Annotated in this window: 20 protein-coding genes; all 20 read right to left on the reverse strand. The window is 39.3% G+C overall.

All coding sequences use genetic code 11. From position 1 onward, the window contains the following. Positions 1–98: 98 nt before the first annotated feature. The gene (spoIID, locus tag N178_RS17170; RefSeq protein WP_045293781.1) at positions 99–1,121 is read right to left on the reverse strand and encodes a stage II sporulation protein D; all 1,023 of its coding nucleotides are present in this window, start codon (positions 1,119–1,121) and stop codon (positions 99–101) included. Between the two features lie 161 nt (positions 1,122–1,282). Beyond that, positions 1,283–2,587, reverse strand: coding sequence for a UDP-N-acetylglucosamine 1-carboxyvinyltransferase (gene murA, locus N178_RS17175; protein WP_028411990.1), 1,305 nt, complete (start codon positions 2,585–2,587; stop codon positions 1,283–1,285). A 31-nt stretch (positions 2,588–2,618) separates the two neighbouring features. Then, positions 2,619–2,954, reverse strand: coding sequence for a YwmB family TATA-box binding protein (locus N178_RS27615; RefSeq protein ID WP_237758512.1), 336 nt, complete (start codon positions 2,952–2,954; stop codon positions 2,619–2,621). Next, positions 2,951–3,358 carry a hypothetical protein gene (locus tag N178_RS27620; RefSeq protein ID WP_237758513.1) on the reverse strand — a complete coding sequence of 136 codons (408 nt, stop codon included), beginning with the start codon at positions 3,356–3,358 and terminating at the stop codon, positions 2,951–2,953. The genes N178_RS27615 and N178_RS27620 overlap by 4 nt, the downstream gene beginning before the upstream one ends. 160 nt (positions 3,359–3,518) lie before the next feature. Next, the gene (locus N178_RS17185; protein WP_013059797.1) at positions 3,519–3,755 is read right to left on the reverse strand and encodes a DUF1146 family protein; all 237 of its coding nucleotides are present in this window, start codon (positions 3,753–3,755) and stop codon (positions 3,519–3,521) included. 275 nt (positions 3,756–4,030) lie between these two features. Continuing rightward, the gene (locus N178_RS17190; protein ID WP_045293782.1) at positions 4,031–4,435 is read right to left on the reverse strand and encodes a F0F1 ATP synthase subunit epsilon; all 405 of its coding nucleotides are present in this window, start codon (positions 4,433–4,435) and stop codon (positions 4,031–4,033) included. Positions 4,436–4,461: 26 nt separating this feature from the next. Next, positions 4,462–5,883 (reverse strand): F0F1 ATP synthase subunit beta, encoded by a 1,422-nt coding sequence (gene atpD, locus N178_RS17195; RefSeq protein ID WP_013059799.1) that lies wholly within the window; start codon positions 5,881–5,883, stop codon positions 4,462–4,464. 36 nt (positions 5,884–5,919) lie between these two features. Next, positions 5,920–6,777 (reverse strand): F0F1 ATP synthase subunit gamma, encoded by an 858-nt coding sequence (locus N178_RS17200; protein WP_013059800.1) that lies wholly within the window; start codon positions 6,775–6,777, stop codon positions 5,920–5,922. A gap of 105 nt (positions 6,778–6,882) precedes the next feature. Then, positions 6,883–8,391: a F0F1 ATP synthase subunit alpha gene (atpA, locus tag N178_RS17205; protein ID WP_045293783.1), complete on the reverse strand. Its 1,509-nt coding sequence runs from the start codon at positions 8,389–8,391 to the stop codon at positions 6,883–6,885. 15 nt (positions 8,392–8,406) lie between these two features. Beyond that, the gene (locus tag N178_RS17210; protein ID WP_028411987.1) at positions 8,407–8,952 is read right to left on the reverse strand and encodes a F0F1 ATP synthase subunit delta; all 546 of its coding nucleotides are present in this window, start codon (positions 8,950–8,952) and stop codon (positions 8,407–8,409) included. Next, positions 8,949–9,467, reverse strand: a complete 519-nt coding sequence (locus tag N178_RS17215; RefSeq protein WP_013085463.1) for a F0F1 ATP synthase subunit B — start codon at positions 9,465–9,467, stop codon at positions 8,949–8,951. The genes N178_RS17210 and N178_RS17215 overlap by 4 nt, the downstream gene beginning before the upstream one ends. A 102-nt stretch (positions 9,468–9,569) precedes the next feature. After that, on the reverse strand, positions 9,570–9,782 hold the full coding sequence (gene atpE / locus N178_RS17220) for a F0F1 ATP synthase subunit C (RefSeq protein WP_013059804.1): 213 nt from the start codon (positions 9,780–9,782) through the stop codon (positions 9,570–9,572). 90 nt (positions 9,783–9,872) lie between these two features. Then, positions 9,873–10,583, reverse strand: a complete 711-nt coding sequence (gene atpB, locus N178_RS17225) for a F0F1 ATP synthase subunit A (RefSeq protein ID WP_013059805.1) — start codon at positions 10,581–10,583, stop codon at positions 9,873–9,875. Between the two features lie 18 nt (positions 10,584–10,601). Next, the gene (locus N178_RS17230; protein ID WP_013059806.1) at positions 10,602–10,973 is read right to left on the reverse strand and encodes an ATP synthase subunit I; all 372 of its coding nucleotides are present in this window, start codon (positions 10,971–10,973) and stop codon (positions 10,602–10,604) included. A 6-nt stretch (positions 10,974–10,979) separates the two neighbouring features. Beyond that, positions 10,980–11,201 carry an AtpZ/AtpI family protein gene (locus tag N178_RS17235; protein ID WP_013085464.1) on the reverse strand — a complete coding sequence of 74 codons (222 nt, stop codon included), beginning with the start codon at positions 11,199–11,201 and terminating at the stop codon, positions 10,980–10,982. Between the two features lie 298 nt (positions 11,202–11,499). Further along, the gene (locus tag N178_RS17240; protein ID WP_045293784.1) at positions 11,500–13,692 is read right to left on the reverse strand and encodes a S8 family serine peptidase; all 2,193 of its coding nucleotides are present in this window, start codon (positions 13,690–13,692) and stop codon (positions 11,500–11,502) included. 67 nt (positions 13,693–13,759) lie between these two features. Then, entirely contained in the window at positions 13,760–14,911 is a 1,152-nt protein-coding gene (gene wecB, locus N178_RS17245) for a non-hydrolyzing UDP-N-acetylglucosamine 2-epimerase (protein WP_045293785.1), read from the reverse strand. A 22-nt stretch (positions 14,912–14,933) separates the two neighbouring features. Beyond that, positions 14,934–15,563 carry a uracil phosphoribosyltransferase gene (gene upp / locus N178_RS17250; protein ID WP_013059810.1) on the reverse strand — a complete coding sequence of 210 codons (630 nt, stop codon included), beginning with the start codon at positions 15,561–15,563 and terminating at the stop codon, positions 14,934–14,936. Between the two features lie 214 nt (positions 15,564–15,777). Further along, the gene (locus tag N178_RS17255; RefSeq protein ID WP_013059811.1) at positions 15,778–17,022 is read right to left on the reverse strand and encodes a serine hydroxymethyltransferase; all 1,245 of its coding nucleotides are present in this window, start codon (positions 17,020–17,022) and stop codon (positions 15,778–15,780) included. Between the two features lie 117 nt (positions 17,023–17,139). After that, on the reverse strand, positions 17,140–17,712 hold the full coding sequence (locus tag N178_RS17260; protein ID WP_045293786.1) for a TIGR01440 family protein: 573 nt from the start codon (positions 17,710–17,712) through the stop codon (positions 17,140–17,142). Positions 17,713–17,715 lie beyond the last annotated feature (3 nt).

A 17,715-nucleotide genomic window follows, 5' to 3' on the forward strand; every position in this document is an offset into this window, starting at 1 on the left:
TTTTTTCGATTATTTTTCAACAGATGAATCTAAAATATACATTTTATTTAAAAAAAGTGAAAAACATAAAAAAAGACCCTGCTATAAGGGTCTTTAAATTAGCGTTTAGCTGTCAATTGTGCAACAAACTGATCGTTAGGGGTAATCGCAACACCTGTATAATAATGAGTAACAATATCTTTATACGTTTTTCCTTCTAGTGCCATACCATTTGCTCCGTACTGACTCATCCCAATACCATGCCCATATCCTTTTGTGTTGATGACAATATCATTACCTTTTTTTGTCCAATGAAAGTCGGCTGACGATAAACCCAATTTTTCCCGAACATCTTTTCCCGACAGTTCTTTACCGTTTATCTTTACGTAATCTACGCGCTGCCCGGGCGTTCTAGAGACGATTTCACCTACTGATCCACTGTTTGTTAATTTCACTCCAAGCCTCTGTTCAAAGCTAGCAACAGACATTACTTTCTGATTTGTAAATTCAGGAGACTTTTTATCCCATGGACTAGCTACACTTTTTAGATAAGGAATAGAATTCTTCCAATACGCTTCTGAATTTTCAGTGTAACCATTGCTGGTAGAAAAGAACGTAGCATTAATTGGCTTATTTTTATACGTAAGAATTTGACCTTGGGTGTCCTTCACTGCTTCTTGAATTTTTTTGATTTTCCAATCATAGTCTTTGTTCCATCTGCTTCTTAGCTCATCTTTATTTAAATATACTTGGTACTCTACGGTATCAGTCACATCCGCTCCTTGGGGAAGATGACTATTTCCATTCATCATAGTTTGCACAATATAGGTTCTGGCTGCCAAACTTTGAGCCTTAAGTGCTTCAAGTTCAAAAGTAGCAGGCATTTCAGCTGCTACTACCCCGACAAGATAGTCTTCGAGCGGCAGTTTTTCTACTTTTTTCGTTTCCGTACGATAAACATTGACGTCAAGAGGAGACGCTGTCACTTTTTGTAGTTTTTCGTTTTTTGGGGTCTGTTTGACATTTTCATGTAGCTTTCCATCTGTCTTTTCAGTAAAAGGAACAACGAGAAGGGTTGGGATGAGTAACACAACGAAAAAAAAGATGACTCCTAGTACGACGATTGGCTTTGCTTGTTTCATGAACGCCTAGCCTCCATATCTATTATTTTGACAAGGAAAACCTATATCCCTATATTCCATATGTATGGAGATGGACAACCTTTTATGACAGCAAACCGGCCATAAGGGTCGTCCAACGACAAAAAAAGCATCTCGCTACGAGATGCTTTTTTATGACATATTTACTTGACGTCTGAAGCCTGTTGAGTTTGTTCTACTTGCTTTGTTTCGTCATTTACACGTTCAATATCAGCGCCTAAAGCGGCTAATTTATTGTGGAAATTCACATAACCACGATCAAGGTGTTTTAATTCCGTTACACGCGTATAGCCATCTGCTACAAGTCCTGCTAATGTTAACGCTGCTGCTGCACGAAGATCTGTTGCTGCTACTTCAGCGCCTTGTAGTTGAGAAGGTCCGTTAATAATAACAGAGCGTCCTTCAATTTTAATATCAGCGTTCATGCGGCGAAACTCTTCTACGTGCATAAAGCGGTTTTCAAAAACTGTTTCTGTAATCATACTTGTGCCTTCTGCTGCTAATAATAATGCCATCATTTGAGATTGCATATCCGTAGGGAACCCTGGATGAGGCATTGTTTTAATATCTACTGATTTTAGCTTTTCAGGTCCTACAACACGTAAGCCGTCGCCTTCTTCAGTAATTTCAACACCCATTTCTTCCATTTTAGCAACAAGTGAACTGATGTGCTCTGCTACTGCACCGCGTACAAGTACGTTTCCACCTGTAATAGCTGCTGCTACCATGAATGTTCCAGCTTCGATGCGATCTGGAATAATTGCATGTTCTGCACCATATAATTTATTAACACCTTCAATACGGATCGTACCAGTTCCTGCACCGCGAACTTTAGCGCCCATTGCGTTTAAGAAGTTTGCTAAGTCGACAATCTCAGGTTCTTTTGCTACGTTTTCCATAATTGTAGTGCCTTCCGCTAATGCTGCTGCCATCATAATATTTTCTGTGGCACCTACACTTGGGAAGTCCAAATAAATTTTAGCACCTTTTAATCGGCCTTCAACTTTTGCATCAATAAAACCATTTCCTACTTGAACCTTAGCACCCATTGCTTCAAAGCCTTTAAGATGCTGATCAATCGGTCTTGATCCAATCGCACATCCACCAGGTAAAGCTACACGAGCCTCACCCATACGCGCTAATAAAGGACCCATTACAAGTACTGAAGCGCGCATTTTTCTTACATATTCAAAAGGTGCATCTGTTTTTAACTCTCTTGATGCATCTACAACTACACGATTTGTTTCAAAATCTACTTCTGCATTCAGATGTCTTAAAACTTCGCCAATCGTAAATACATCGGAGAGAGCTGGTACATCATTTAGAATTGTTTTTCCTTCACTAGCTAATAAGGTTGCAGTGATAATAGGTAAAACGGCGTTTTTTGCTCCTTCAACTTTAACTGTACCGCTTAATCTATTTCCACCGCGGACGATGATTTTTTCCAAGGTATTCCCCTCCGCGTCCATTTTCTCTATATTAATATTCAGACGTAATGATAGGTGTGCCAACAACTATGGTTGTTTGACCGCCCATTCTTGTCTTGCGTAATGCAATTTGTAAGTTCATTTCCTGCTTTTTCGTTTGAAGAGCTTCTTTCCACAGTCCAGTATATGCTGAAACAGAGGTAAATGACTCTTCCACTAGAGATTCCACTGGTTTAGCATTGAAAGCTCGTAATAGGTCTTGAATTTCAACAGACAAAACACTTTCCATCTTATCATTGATTTCCCCCGTTGCACAAGAGAAAATTATGGGTTCTGATAGGAAAATTTTTTCATAATTTGTCTGAAATACATTTTGAAAATGGGTCATATTTTTTCTTTTAAACCTTGTCCCGTTACATGATACGATATGTACGCATTGCTGTGTTCATCGATCGCATAAGTTAACAGAATGACTTCGTTCACATCTTCACTTTTGCGTGTACCTATTGCTTTCCATAGGTCTCTTTCCCTCTTCACTTCCCATTTAAAACCTCTAAAATTACTTTTGATACTTTTAGCTTGCGAATAAAAGGTTTTTTGGTCAGTAACAGCTTTTACTTCTTCTCTTGCATACAACGATACTTCCGTTAACGAAACATGCTGCTTATTTAAGGTGTGAACAATCTTCTCAATAGTAGTTTCATTGTTTTGGGCATTGCTCACATAACTTCCATGATATACGAATAAACCAGTAATGAAAATAGCCAAAAAGACACTAATTTTTTTAAACATTTCGCCACTCCCTCTCCGTACTCATCAGTCTTTCCAGAAGGCGATGATGCATACATGAAAAGGGTCGTCATATTTAGACATAGCGACATACATTAGCGTATAAATTCGTATATCTTCAATGAATGGACGTCTATTTTATCATAGACTCATAGCTTGCCAATCATTGAAAAAATGAGGGAATGCGCTGTGACCAAAATAAATAATCCAAAAAGAAATTACTTACTGTTGATGAAATCGTAATGGTCAATAAAATAAGCATTAATTTTGCTTGAAACACATGATTAGGTTTCATCAGCTTTTCAATTTGAAAGCCTTGCAAAGCATACCAAGTAATCACAATAAAAATCAAATGTGAAATCATGGTTAGTAACGTTTGCTGCTCAATTCCTCCAAACAATAAAAGCACTCCTTTTAAACACCATATGAAAAGAAGAGACGATCATCGTCTCTTCTTTTCATATTAAAGCACACTTATGCAAATTCGTAAACGGTAACATGAAAAACATTTATTTTATTCCCTATTTTAAGATCCTTTTCCATTATTAGGAGAAATAAAGAAGATGGATACGTTTAGTTAAATGAAATATGTAATCATAGACGAATGCTATTTACTCTTCCTCTTTTATATAATAGAGCAAAAAAGCCCTCTCATTCGTTTGAGAGGGCTTTTTTTTAGAACTTACGTTGACTAATATCTAAACGATTGACTGCGCGTTTTAAGGCAATTTCAGCACGCTTAACATCAACGTCGTCTTGTTTGCTATCAAGGCGCATTTCAGCGCGCTTTCTCGCTTCTTCTGCACGAGCTACGTCAATCTCTTCAGCTGTTTCAGCAGCCTGTGCAAGAATTGTTACTTTGTCAGGTCTTACTTCAAGAAATCCTCCGCTAACAGCCACAAGTTCTGTACTGCTTGCTTTCTTCAAGCGGACGGCTCCAATTTGTAAAGGAGCAACCATCGGAATATGGCCATGTAAAATACCAAGCTCACCGCTCTGTGCTCGGGTACTTACCATTTCCACTTCTGATTCGTAAACTGGGCCATCAGGAGTCACTACACTGACATGGATTGTCTTCATTTAAAAAACCTCCTATGTCCCTTAAATTAAACTTCTACTCCCATACGTTTCGCATTTTCAATAACTTCTTCAATGCGACCAACTAAACGGAATGCATCTTCAGGTAAATGATCGTATTTACCTTCTAAGATCTCTTTAAATCCTTTAACAGTTTCTTTTACAGGAACATAAGAACCTTTTTGACCTGTAAATTGTTCTGCTACGTGGAAGTTTTGAGACAAGAAGAATTGAACGCGACGAGCACGTTGTACAACAAGTTTATCTTCATCAGATAACTCATCCATACCTAGGATTGCAATGATATCTTGTAACTCTTTATAACGCTGTAACGTTTGTTGAACTTGACGCGCAATTGCATAATGCTCTTCTCCAACAATTTCAGGAGATAAAGCACGAGATGTAGATGCTAATGGATCTACCGCAGGGTAAATACCCATCTCTGATAATTTACGCTCTAAGTTTGTTGTTGCATCTAAGTGAGCAAATGTTGTCGCTGGAGCTGGATCCGTATAGTCATCGGCTGGTACGTAAATCGCTTGAATCGATGTTACAGAACCTACGCTTGTTGACGTGATACGCTCTTGAAGCTGACCCATTTCCGTCGCTAATGTTGGCTGATAACCTACTGCTGATGGCATACGGCCAAGTAATGCCGATACTTCTGAACCCGCTTGTGTGAAACGGAAGATATTATCGATAAAGAATAATACGTCTTGACCTTGTTCGTCACGGAAATATTCTGCCATTGTTAATCCTGTTAATGCAACACGCTGACGTGCACCAGGCGGCTCATTCATTTGTCCAAATACCATAGCCGTCTTCTTAATAACACCAGAATCTGTCATTTCATGGTATAAGTCATTACCTTCACGTGTACGCTCACCTACACCAGCGAATACCGAAATACCGCCGTGCTCTTGAGCAATGTTATTGATTAACTCTTGAATTAATACTGTTTTACCTACACCGGCACCACCGAATAGACCGATTTTTCCACCTTTAATGTAAGGAGCTAATAAGTCTACTACTTTAATACCTGTTTCAAGAATTTCAGCTTGTGTAGATAGATTTTCGAACTTTGGTGCTTGACGGTGGATCGGATCACGACGTGCACCTGCATCGATTGGGGCGTCTAAGTCGATTTTTTCACCTAATACGTTAAATACACGACCTAACGTAACGTCACCAACTGGTACTGAGATTGCTGCACCTGTATCTTCTACTTCTAATCCACGAACTAAGCCGTCAGTGGATGACATTGCTACTGTACGAACTGTGTTATCACCTAAGTGAATCGCAACTTCTAATGTTAATTCGATTGCAACTTCACTTGCACTGCTCGGTTTATGTGAAATTTTAAGGGCGTTATAAATTGCCGGAAGGTGTCCGTTGTCAAACTTTACGTCTACAACTGGACCCATGATTTGAGTAACGCGTCCTTTTGTCATCGTGTTCCCTCCTAACTTGCTTTTCCATTAAACTTTCTATTCTAACGCTGCCGCTCCGCCAACAATTTCCGTAATTTCCTGGGTAATTGCCGCTTGACGTGCACGGTTATATGACAATGTAAGATTATTGATAAGATCTTTTGCGTTGTCTGTTGCACTTTTCATCGCTGTCATACGAGCAGCATGCTCACTTGCTTTTCCATCAAGCAGGCCACCGTAAATTAAACTCTCTGCATACTGAGGAAGTAGTACTTCTAAAATCTCTTCTTGTGATGGTTCAAATTCATAACCAACAAGTTTACCAGAAGGTTGAAGATCTGTTAGAGGCAATAGCTTCTTCTCCGTCACTTCTTGTGAAATCGTATTGATAAAGTGATTGTAGTATAAGTAAAGTTCATCAAATGTACCGTCCGCAAACATTTGAACTGTTTGTGAAGCAATCCCTTGAATGTCAGCAAAAGCTGGCTGATCTGCTAAGCCTGTGATTTCAAGCAAAACCGGAATACCGCGTTTTACGAAGAAATCTCTCCCTACTCGTCCAATTGCAATCACACCGTATTCATCAGGTGATTGATGGCGTTCTTCAATAGCTTGAGATACTTTTCGCAAAATATTACTGTTATATGCTCCTGCTAGACCGCGATCTGAAGTGATTACGATATAACCAGTTTTCTTCACGCTGCGTGCAGTTAACATTGGATGTGAAGCGCCTCTGCTGCCTAGGGCTACGCTTGAGACTACCTCTTGAATTTTTTCCATATATGGAACAAACGATTTTGCATTTTGTTCCGCTCTATTCAGCTTTGCAGCTGAAACCATTTCCATTGCTTTCGTAATCTGGCTCGTTTTTTTCGTCGATGTGATTCGAGTTTGTATATCACGTAATGATGCCAAAGGTTTCACCACCTTGTTTTAGAAGATCACGTGGTATGAAAGGTGAACATTTGTTCACCTTCACCTTATTGAAAGATTGTCTTAACATACCATGCTGACAATATATTATTCAGATGCAATAAATGTTTTCTTGAATTCTTCAAGTGCTGATTCGAATACGCCAGCTTCAGGAAGGCCGCCAGTTGCACGGATTGATTCAAGTACTTCTTTACGGTTTGATTCTAACCATGTTAAGTACTCGTCTTCAAAGCGTGTAATATCTGATACTGGAACATCATCTAAGAAGCCTTTTGTTAATGCGTAAAGCACAGCTACTTGTTTTTCTACACGAAGCGGTTTGTGTAAACCTTGTTTTAAGATTTCAACTGTACGCGCTCCTCGATTTAATTTTGCTTGAGTTGCTTGGTCAAGATCAGAACCGAACTGAGCAAACGATTCAAGCTCACGATAAGATGCAAGGTCTAGACGCAGTGTACCTGCTACCTTTTTCATCGCTTTAATTTGTGCAGATCCCCCTACACGTGATACAGAAAGACCAGCATTAATCGCAGGACGTACGCCTGAGAAGAATAGATCTGACTGTAAGAAAATTTGTCCGTCTGTAATCGAAATTACGTTCGTTGGGATATAAGCAGATACGTCTCCTGCTTGCGTTTCAATAAATGGAAGAGCTGTTAATGAACCTCCGCCTTTTGCGTCCGATAACTTTGCCGCACGCTCTAATAAACGAGAGTGCAGATAGAATACATCCCCTGGATACGCTTCACGACCTGGAGGACGGCGTAATAGTAATGAAAGTTCACGATAAGCTGATGCTTGTTTTGTTAAATCATCGTAAATAACAAGTACGTGCTTACCGTTATACATAAACTCTTCACCCATTGTTACTCCAGCGTATGGTGCTAAGAATAATAGTGGAGCTGGTTGTGAAGCTGATGCTGTTACAACGATTGTGTAATCTAGAGCACCGTGTTTACGTAATGTCTCTACTACGTTACGAACTGTTGATTCTTTTTGGCCAATCGCTACATAGATACATACCATATCTTGATCTTTTTGGTTTAAGATTGTATCGATTGCTACCGATGTTTTACCCGTTTGACGGTCACCGATAATTAACTCACGCTGTCCACGACCGATCGGCACAAGTGCGTCAATCGCCTTGATACCTGTTTGAAGCGGCTCATGTACTGATTTACGATCCATAACGCCAGGTGCAGCACCTTCAATTGGACGTGTTTTTGTTGTTTCTACTGGGCCTAAGCCGTCTACTGGCTGACCTAATGAGTTAACAACACGACCGATTAACTGCTCTCCTACTGGAACTTCCATGATGCGTCCTGTACGGCGAACTTCGTCACCTTCACGAATTTCCGTATATGGTCCTAAAATAATGATACCTACATTGTTTTCTTCTAAGTTTTGTGCCATTCCCATGACACCATTTGAAAATTCAACCAGTTCTCCAGCCATGACATTGTCGAGGCCATGAGCACGTGCGATACCATCCCCAACTTGGATAACAGTACCTACATCACTCACTTTAATCTCAGACTGATAGTTTTCAATTTGCTGCTTGATCAGCGCACTAATTTCTTCAGCTTTGATGCTCATGAATTTCACCCCTATCTACGATCTGTGTGCAAGAAGTCCTCGGTGGATCGTTTCTAATTTGCTGCTAATGCTGCCATCATAGATACGATTACCAATGCGAAGCTTCACGCCGCCGATTAGGCTTTTATCTACTACATTTGAAATATTTAACGTATGTTTTCCAACTTTTGAAGCAAATGATTGCGAGATTGCTCTTTTCTCATCTGCGCTTAAAGGTTTGACAGAATAAACAGTTGCATCTGCCACGCCACGTACTTCGTTCGCTAGGAAACGATACTCTTGTACCATTTGGCTAACAATTTGAATGCGGTGACGCTCTAATAATAGAAGAACCGTATGTTGAACAGTTGGTGAAAGTTCAGCAAATGCCTCACTTACAAACTGTTTTTTTCGCTCAATTGTAATTTTTGGATGAGTTAATACATCCATTAATTCAGGTGTTTTAGCAAACACCTCTTCAACGATTTGTAGCTGGTCTTGCATTTCATCGATCATCTGTTTTTCTGTTGCTAATTGAAAAAGAGCTAGTGCATAGCGCTTGGCTACAGCTGGTTGACTCATCGTACATCCCCTACTTCTTGGATATATTCATGAATTAACTTCTCTTGATCTTGTTCAGAAAGTTCTTTTTCAATAACTTTCGACGCAATTAAAACAGATAATGAAGCAACTTGCTCACGTAACGCAGCAACTGCTTGATCTTTTTGCTGTTCGATTTCTTGTTTTGCTGCAGCTTTTAGACGCTCAGACTCTTCGCGTGCTGCCGCAATGATTTCTTCTTTTTTATCTTCTGCAGACTTTCTAGCGTTTTCCATCATTACTTGCACTTCTTGACGAGATTGCTTTAAGATTTCACGCTGCTCTTCAACAAGCTTCTTCGCTTCCTCATTTTGCTTTTCTGCTTCATCAATCTCACCGGCAATATGCTCTTCACGTTTTTTCATGATTCCCATTACAGGACCAAACGCGAATTTTTGAAGTAACGCAAGTAGGATAAGGAACATCACTAATTGGAAAAGAATATCTCCACCATTAATGCCTGCTGCTCCTAACACAAACATGTTCGACACGGCCATGTTCACTCCCTTCAGAGACTCCACATATATAATTTACTTCTTAAAGACATAAAGTAATGGCGAAGGTTCTTTTGAATGATCTTCGCCACATGTAACACATTATTATTTACCTTGTACCATGAATGCAATAACTACGGCGATAATTGGAAGCGCCTCAACTAAGGCAACCCCAACGAACATCATTGAAGTTAATGTACCACGTGCTTCTGGTTGGCGAGCTGTGCCTTCAATCGTCTTAGAAACGATAAGACCGTTACCAATACCAGCACCTAGTGCCGCTAAACCAATCGCAATTGCAGATGCTATTAAACCCATTTTATAAAGTCCTCCCTTAATATATATGATTTTGTTTAACTAAGTTTTGTTTTGTCCAAATTGGGTATTACTTGAACAAAGCTTTATAAATTAATGGTCGCTACTCACTTTGTGAGATAAATAAACCATCGTTAACATTGTGAAAATGAAGGCCTGAATTGCGCCTACAAAAATACTGAATCCTTGCCATAAAAGCATTGGGATAGCAGCTCCAATTGTACCTAGGAAGCCTGTTGTTGCTAAACCAGCTAGCAAGCTTAACAAAATTTCCCCAGCATAAATATTACCGTAAAGACGAAGGCCAAGCGTTAACGTATTGGCAAACTCCTCGATAATCTTAAGCGGGAATAAAAATGCCATTGGCTTGAAGTAATCTTTCGTGTATGCAGAGAAACCTCGCATTTTAATACCATAATAATGTGATAGTACAACTACCATAACGGCTAACGTCAGCGTAATTGCTGGATCAGCGGTTGGCGATTTCCACCATAAGTTATGGTCAATCACGATGGCAAATGGAAGACCCAACATATTTGACACAAAAATGTACATAAGTAAAGTTACACCTAGCGTCAAAAAGCGGCCACCTGTTTTCCAATCCATATTGCTATTAACGAGTCCTTTAACAAAATCTAAGACCCATTCAATAAAGTTTTGTGCACCGCTTGGCTTCATAGCAAGAGTACGAGTACATAAAACTGCAATTAAGAATACAATAACAGAAGCTACGGTAACCATAAGCAAGTTACTTTGACTAAAAGTAAGGCCTAGAAACTCTATAGTTGGTGATTCATGACCCAACTGTGTTCACCTCTCTTTCTATCTTCTACGCATATTTTGAACAACTAAATCTATGATAATGACAACATAATACGTCATTAATCCCACAACTACACTAATAATATGAAAGGTTTTTGGATAAGAGATGGTAATCACAACTGCGAGAGCAGCTGTTGCAAATCTTACAACAGTCCCAATTGAACGAGGCTTTTTCCCCTCATCCAACGCCTGTCCAAACTGCTCAAACTTTCTTACTAAGTTCCACAAATTATACAAACTCAGGGCGGTTCCTAAAATTAAACCTGCAAAAACAGCCTTATAACTTGTAAATCCCCAGCCGAGAACGTATAATGCTAACAAATACAATATGTATGAACGAAGTCTTGGAAAAACGTGCTGCAAATCCTGCATGAATTATTAATCTCCTGAAAAAAAATGGTGGACTGTTCGCAGCATCATAAAAACACCTGCTGCTAGCCCTGAAAGAAGGCCTAAAATCAAAAATAGTGGTTCGGTGTCAAGCCATTGATCAGCCCATCTTCCAGAGAATAAGCCAATTAAGACTGAACCTGCTAACTGTGATAGAATGATTGACACTAATGCCATCGCTTGCAAAGGATGACGGTTGCGATCTTTCATAAACTCATACCCCTTTTGCAAAATTTTCTTTTTTCCGAATTCTCTATCGTTTTCATAGCTCAATATATGATAGGAAGGCAAAAAAAATTGACTAAAAAAGGTAAAAACAGCTAATAAAATGCGCAGAAATATCAACGGTTTTCACAGGTTGAAAACCTTATCATTTATATTCCCTGTAAGCATACAATAGCGTATATTTAATGTCAATGTGTTTAAGCTAAAAACTTCACAATCTCTTCTTATTGTTCACATTTCTGCCACACATAAAACCTCTTTAAATGAAAACATTTAAAGAGGTTCATTCAATCGTTATTGTACTGTGTACAACCTGCTCTTGTCTATGCTTTTTCACAAATGCAAATATTTGGTACACTCCCGGTACAAGCGATTCATCAATCGTTATTTTTCGCTTTCTCATGCCTCTTTCTACATCCACGTCAACATCTAAATACGATACAAACTGTAAAGACTGCTTATCAAAAAGAGCGACGCCTAACTGATCTGCTCCTTCAGGCAAAAACAGTTCATAGCTATACGTATTTTTCTCTTTTTCCGCTGCTACTTGCAATCCCATGACACGAGGATAATCTGGAATGCTAATCATGTACATATAAGGAAGCGAAAATGTTTCACGTGAATCATTTATTTCCAAATATCCGTCATATATACCTTTATTTTTAAAACGGGGCTGCACCGATAAAGTGACAGCTATCTCTTTTGTCTGATGGGGTAGCACCGTGACGGGTAATGGAACATCCCAGTTCACTCCTTCATCCCTTTTCGGAACGTTTAAACGGTACGTTTTTGCTTTATCAGACTGGTTATCAATTTTAAAAGATAAAACTTTCTTTGATGGACGCGTAAAAATACCAAAAGATAAAGAAGATGGATAAAATAAAGATTCTGCTGTGACGGCTTTTGCTATTTGAATTCTTCCCGCTCCTTGTTCATATACGCGATACGTTTGACCGTTTAGCTGCTGCATTACTTTACTGGTGTTCATCAATGAAGCTTTGACTTGTTCAGGAGACCATTTAGGGTGAGCTTGTAAAATCAGCGCACATGCTCCAGCTACATGGGGCGCAGCCATACTTGTGCCATGCATGCGTTCATACCCTCCAGGAACTGTACTATTAATGAAGTAACCTGGTGCGACGACGTCTGGTTTGATTCCCCAAGTAGTCGTTACAGGCCCTCTTGAACTGAAAGATGTGAGCAAGTCTTGCACCACTTGCTGGCCAGTGCGTAAGTACGGTTGTTGAGACTCTATATATTGACTAATGGTATCACCGCTTTTTTTACTTACCCATATCACTGGAATATTTACTGACTCTTTTAGTTTACCGATTATACTTCTTTCGGTCGGACTATATAAAATAACGGCTTTTGCTCCCGCCTGTTCAGCTTGTTTAATCTTTTTTTCAACCGCATTTCCCTCTGTTTTTAGCAAAATGACGTTACCTAACGCATGCTTTTGCTCTTTAGAGTATTGTTCATTTATTACACGCAGCGTTTGATTAAACGTCCATGGGCGCGACCCTTCTACCGGCGCCATCATAATTTTTTCTTTATTAAATCCGATTGTTAGAAATTGAACTGTTGTCGGGGAAACAGAAGCGCCAACCGAAATAGCTTTTCCCGCTGTACCTGGAGAACCCACGGTCCATAAACCTGGACCTGAATTGCCGCTAGATGTAACCGTTACAATTCCTTTTTCAACAGCTCGATCTAACGCTAAGCTTGTTGGTAAATCGGGGCCATTCACATCATTTCCTAATGATAAATTAATAATATCTACATCATCTTGAATTGCTTTTTCGATAGCTAGAATAACACTTTCAGACGTTCCAGCTCCCCCAGGTCCAAGAGCTCGGTATGCGTAGATTTCCGCTTGGGGTGCTACGCCTTTAATATTCCCATTCGCTGCAATAATACCAGCTACATGAGTACCGTGCAGAGTCGGTTCTCCTTGCTCACGAGTGGTTTCCATCGGTTCATAATCTTCATCTATTACATCGTACCCTCCTCTGTAGGTTTGTTTTAAATCAGGGTGAGAATAATCAACCCCCGTATCGATAACGCCTACTTTGATCCCTTTTCCTGTTAAGCGCTGATTATGAGTATCAAATAAGCCTCTTACCTGTTCTGAACCAATGAACGTTACGCTATTTTCTTCTGTAACCTGATAGTTTTTAATAGAATGTGAACTAATAATAGATGGATTCCCGGATATTTTTTTCAAATCCGAGATGGAGCCGTTTAATGAAAGTCCTGTAAATACCGTGTGAAATTCGCTCTTAATCTTTATATTAGGATAATTTTTTTGTAGCTGACTTTTAAATTTCGTGAATTTTTCTTTTTCAATCATCACAATGATTGATTTTTTCTGATGATTCATTTCTTGTTTTATAGAAGGAAATATTGGATTGAGCGACATTTGCCCTCCCCCACTTCCCAATATAAAGCTAATCATTAACCATTTAATCCACATAAAAAAACACCTCTCACACTATCGTGTCTCAAAGAGACACTTTTCATGTGAAAGGTGTTTAGAAATCTTACGAAAGCGGATTAAAAGCTTCCGGTTTGTTTTCACGGCGGTTGAAATAGTAGCTAATAGCATCACAAATGCGTTTAGAAGCTAAACCGTCTCCGTAAGGATTCGATGCTTGTGACATTTGCTTATATACGTCTTCATCTATTAACAGCTCTTTTGCTAGCGTATAAATCGTTTCTTCTTCCGTGCCTGCTAGTTTGAGCGTTCCTGCTTCAATTCCTTCCGGTCGCTCTGTTGTATCGCGAAGTACCAATACAGGTACGCCTAATGAAGGCGCTTCTTCTTGAACACCGCCCGAATCTGTCAAAATAATATGAGCGCGCTCAGCGAAGTTATGGAAGTCAATTACATCTAACGGTTCAATTAAATGAATGCGCGGGTCATTTCCTAAGATGTCATTTGCTGTTTCTCTAACTACTGGATTCAAATGAACAGGATACACAACTTGCACATTTTCATGTTCATCCACAATACGTTTAACAGCACGGAACATATTTTTCATTGGTTCGCCTAAATTTTCGCGGCGATGTGCCGTTAACAAAATAAGACGATCATCTCCCAATTTCGTTAACACTTCATGCTCATATGTCTCTTTTACTGTTGTTTTCAACGCATCGATAGCTGTGTTACCAGTGACAAAGATTCGCTCTTCTTTTTTGTTTTCCGCTTGCAAATTAGCTGCAGACTTATCTGTTGGAGCAAAGTGCAAATCAGCGAGAACACCTGTAAGCTGACGGTTCATTTCTTCCGGATATGGAGAATATTTATTCCATGTGCGCAAACCTGCTTCAACATGCCCGACCTGAATTTGATTATAAAAAGCTGCTAGCCCAGCAATAAACGTCGTAGTTGTATCACCGTGTACAAGTACGATGTCCGGCTTTACTTTTTTCATTACGTCGTCCAAGCCTTCTAATCCTCTAGTCGTTACGTCCATAAGAGTTTGGCGATCCTTCATAATGTTCAGGTCATAGTCAGGCTGAATGTCAAAGATGCTCAATACTTGGTCTAACATTTCACGGTGCTGAGCCGTTACTGTAACAATTGCTTGGAACTCTTCTGGTCGCTTTTTAAGCTCTAATACTAGAGGAGCCATTTTAATTGCTTCTGGTCTTGTCCCGAATATCGTCATTACTTTAATTGGCTGCTTCATGTTCATCACCCAAATCTACAAATTATTTTGTACCGAATAAACGATCCCCTGCATCACCTAAACCTGGAACAATATATCCATGGTCATTTAATTTTTCATCTAATGCTGCAATGTAAATATCTACGTCAGGGTGTGCTTCTTTTACAATTTCCACGCCTTCAGGAGCAGCAATTAAACACATAAATTTAATGTTTTTAGCGCCTCTTTTTTTCAGAGAGTTGATTGCTTCTACAGCTGACCCTCCTGTTGCAAGCATAGGATCTACTACAATAAAGTCACGCTCTTCTACATCATTAGGTAGCTTTACATAATATTCAACAGGCTGTAATGTTTCTGGATCACGATATAAGCCAACGTGTCCAACTTTAGCAGCTGGCATTAGTTTTAAAAATCCATCTACCATGCCGATACCAGCACGAAGAATTGGAACGATACCAAGCTTTTTCCCTGCAATAACTTTTGACTTTGTTTTGCAAACCGGTGTTTCAATTTCAACATCTTCTAGCGGTAAATCACGTGTCGCTTCAAAAGCCATTAAGCTTGCCACTTCATCAACTAATTCACGAAACTCTTTCGTTCCCGTTTTTACATCGCGTATGTAAGTTAATTTGTGTTGAATAAGCGGGTGATCAAATACGTATACTTTGCCCATTGATATCTCTCCTTATATATAAAGATGTACACATTAAAATACCATTCAACGAATTGAATGGTACGTACTAGTAAAAACATATCTCTTGCTAATTAAATTTATACATTGCATTCATTTTACAGAAAAAAGTTTTTGAGTTCAAGCATTATTCAAAAAATGATTGAATTGCTACCACTTTCTCCATAAAAAAAACAGGCACAAAGGCCTGTCTCTCTTAAAGTGATTTATACATTTCAAACTTGCTTGTTAAAGCTTCAACGCGTGTTTTAGCTTCAGCTAGTTTTTCTTCATCTTCAATATTTTTAAGCGTTAATCCAATGATAGAAGCAATTTCATCCATCTCTTCTAAGCCAAATCCGCGAGTTGTAACCGCAGCTGTACCAATACGGATACCGCTTGTTACAAATGGGCTTTGCTCATCATAAGGAATTGTATTTTTGTTTGTTGTAATACCTACATCATCAAGCGCTTTTTCAGCTACTTTACCTGTCAAATTCATTGAGCTTACGTCGATTAACACAAGGTGATTGTCTGTTCCTTCAGATACAAGAGCAAATCCTTCTTTCTTTAATCCTTCTGCTAAACGATTAGCATTGTCGATGATATTTTGAGCATAGTGCTTAAACTCATCTTGTAATGCTTCACCAAATGCTACTGCTTTTGCAGCGATAACGTGCATCAATGGACCACCTTGAATACCAGGGAAGATTGACTTATCAATCTTTTTCGCAAATTCTTCTTTACATAAAATCATACCGCCGCGTGGTCCGCGTAGTGTTTTATGTGTTGTAGTTGTAACGAAATGAGCATGTGGCACAGGATTTTGATGAAGCCCTGCAGCTACTAGACCAGCAATGTGAGCCATGTCTACCATTAAATAAGCGCCTACTTCATCAGCGATTTCACGGAAACGCTTGAAGTCAATTGCGCGTGGATATGCGCTTGCACCAGCCACAATTAATTTTGGTTTGTGCGTACGAGCTTTTTCTAATACGTCGTCGTAATTAATACGATGTGTTTCACGATCTACACCATATTCGATGAAATTGTACTGAACACCACTAAAGTTAACAGGACTTCCGTGCGTTAAGTGACCGCCGTGCGATAAATTCATACCTAGTACTGTGTCTCCAGCTTCTAAAACAGTGAAGTATACAGCCATGTTTGCTTGTGCACCTGAGTGAGGTTGAACGTTCACATGCTCTGCTCCGAAAATTTCTTTTGCACGATCACGAGCTAAGTCTTCTACTACGTCCACGTGTTCACAACCGCCGTAGTAACGTTTAGCTGGATAGCCTTCAGCATATTTATTTGTTAAAACTGAACCTTGTGCTTCCATTACCGCTGTTGTTACAAAGTTTTCTGAAGCAATTAGCTCAATCTTAGTACGTTGTCTTTGTAATTCATCCTTGATCGCATTATAAACTGCTGGATCTTGTTGCATTAGTTGTTTCTCCATCAAAATCCTCTCCTCATTTCGTATTCGCAATGTTCGTTATTTGTTAATTCAACTACATTGTAACATGATTTATTTAGAATAAAAAAGAAAAAATGTGTATTATTTTAATATATTTAATTACGAAAGTTCGTAAAACGCTCTCATTCCACCAATTAGTTTCGGACGCGTCTTTGCTAAAGTAACATGAGCGTGTCCAACTGCGTTCAACGTACAACGAACGGGTACTGCGACATGCTTTAAATGCATACCAATGAATGTATCTCCCATATCAATCCCAGCATCAGCTTTAATAAACTCTACTAAAACAGGATCTTTAAGCTTGCCATAGGCCTGTGTAGCCATCGCTCCACCTGCTTTATGAATAGGAACAACACTAACGATTTCTAACCGCTCTTTACGAGCTAATTCTCTTTCTACTACCAGTGCTCGATTAAGATGTTCACAGCATTGAAATGCTAAGTGGACACCCGTTTCCTTTCGAAAATCTGCTAGTGTATCAAAGATCATTTCTGCGACTTCCATTGCGCCGGCGGTTCCTATTTTTTCACCAATTACCTCGCTTGTACTGCATCCAATGACAAGTGTATGTTCTGAAGATAACTGCACTTGTGCTGAAAAATCAGATAAAACTGTTTCCAACTGCTCTTTCCATTTCGTAAGTTCAGACACGTTTTTCTTCCTTTCTTTCATTGA

The sequence above is a fragment of the Priestia aryabhattai B8W22 genome, assembly GCF_000956595.1.
Lineage (GTDB): Bacteria > Bacillota > Bacilli > Bacillales > Bacillaceae_H > Priestia > Priestia aryabhattai.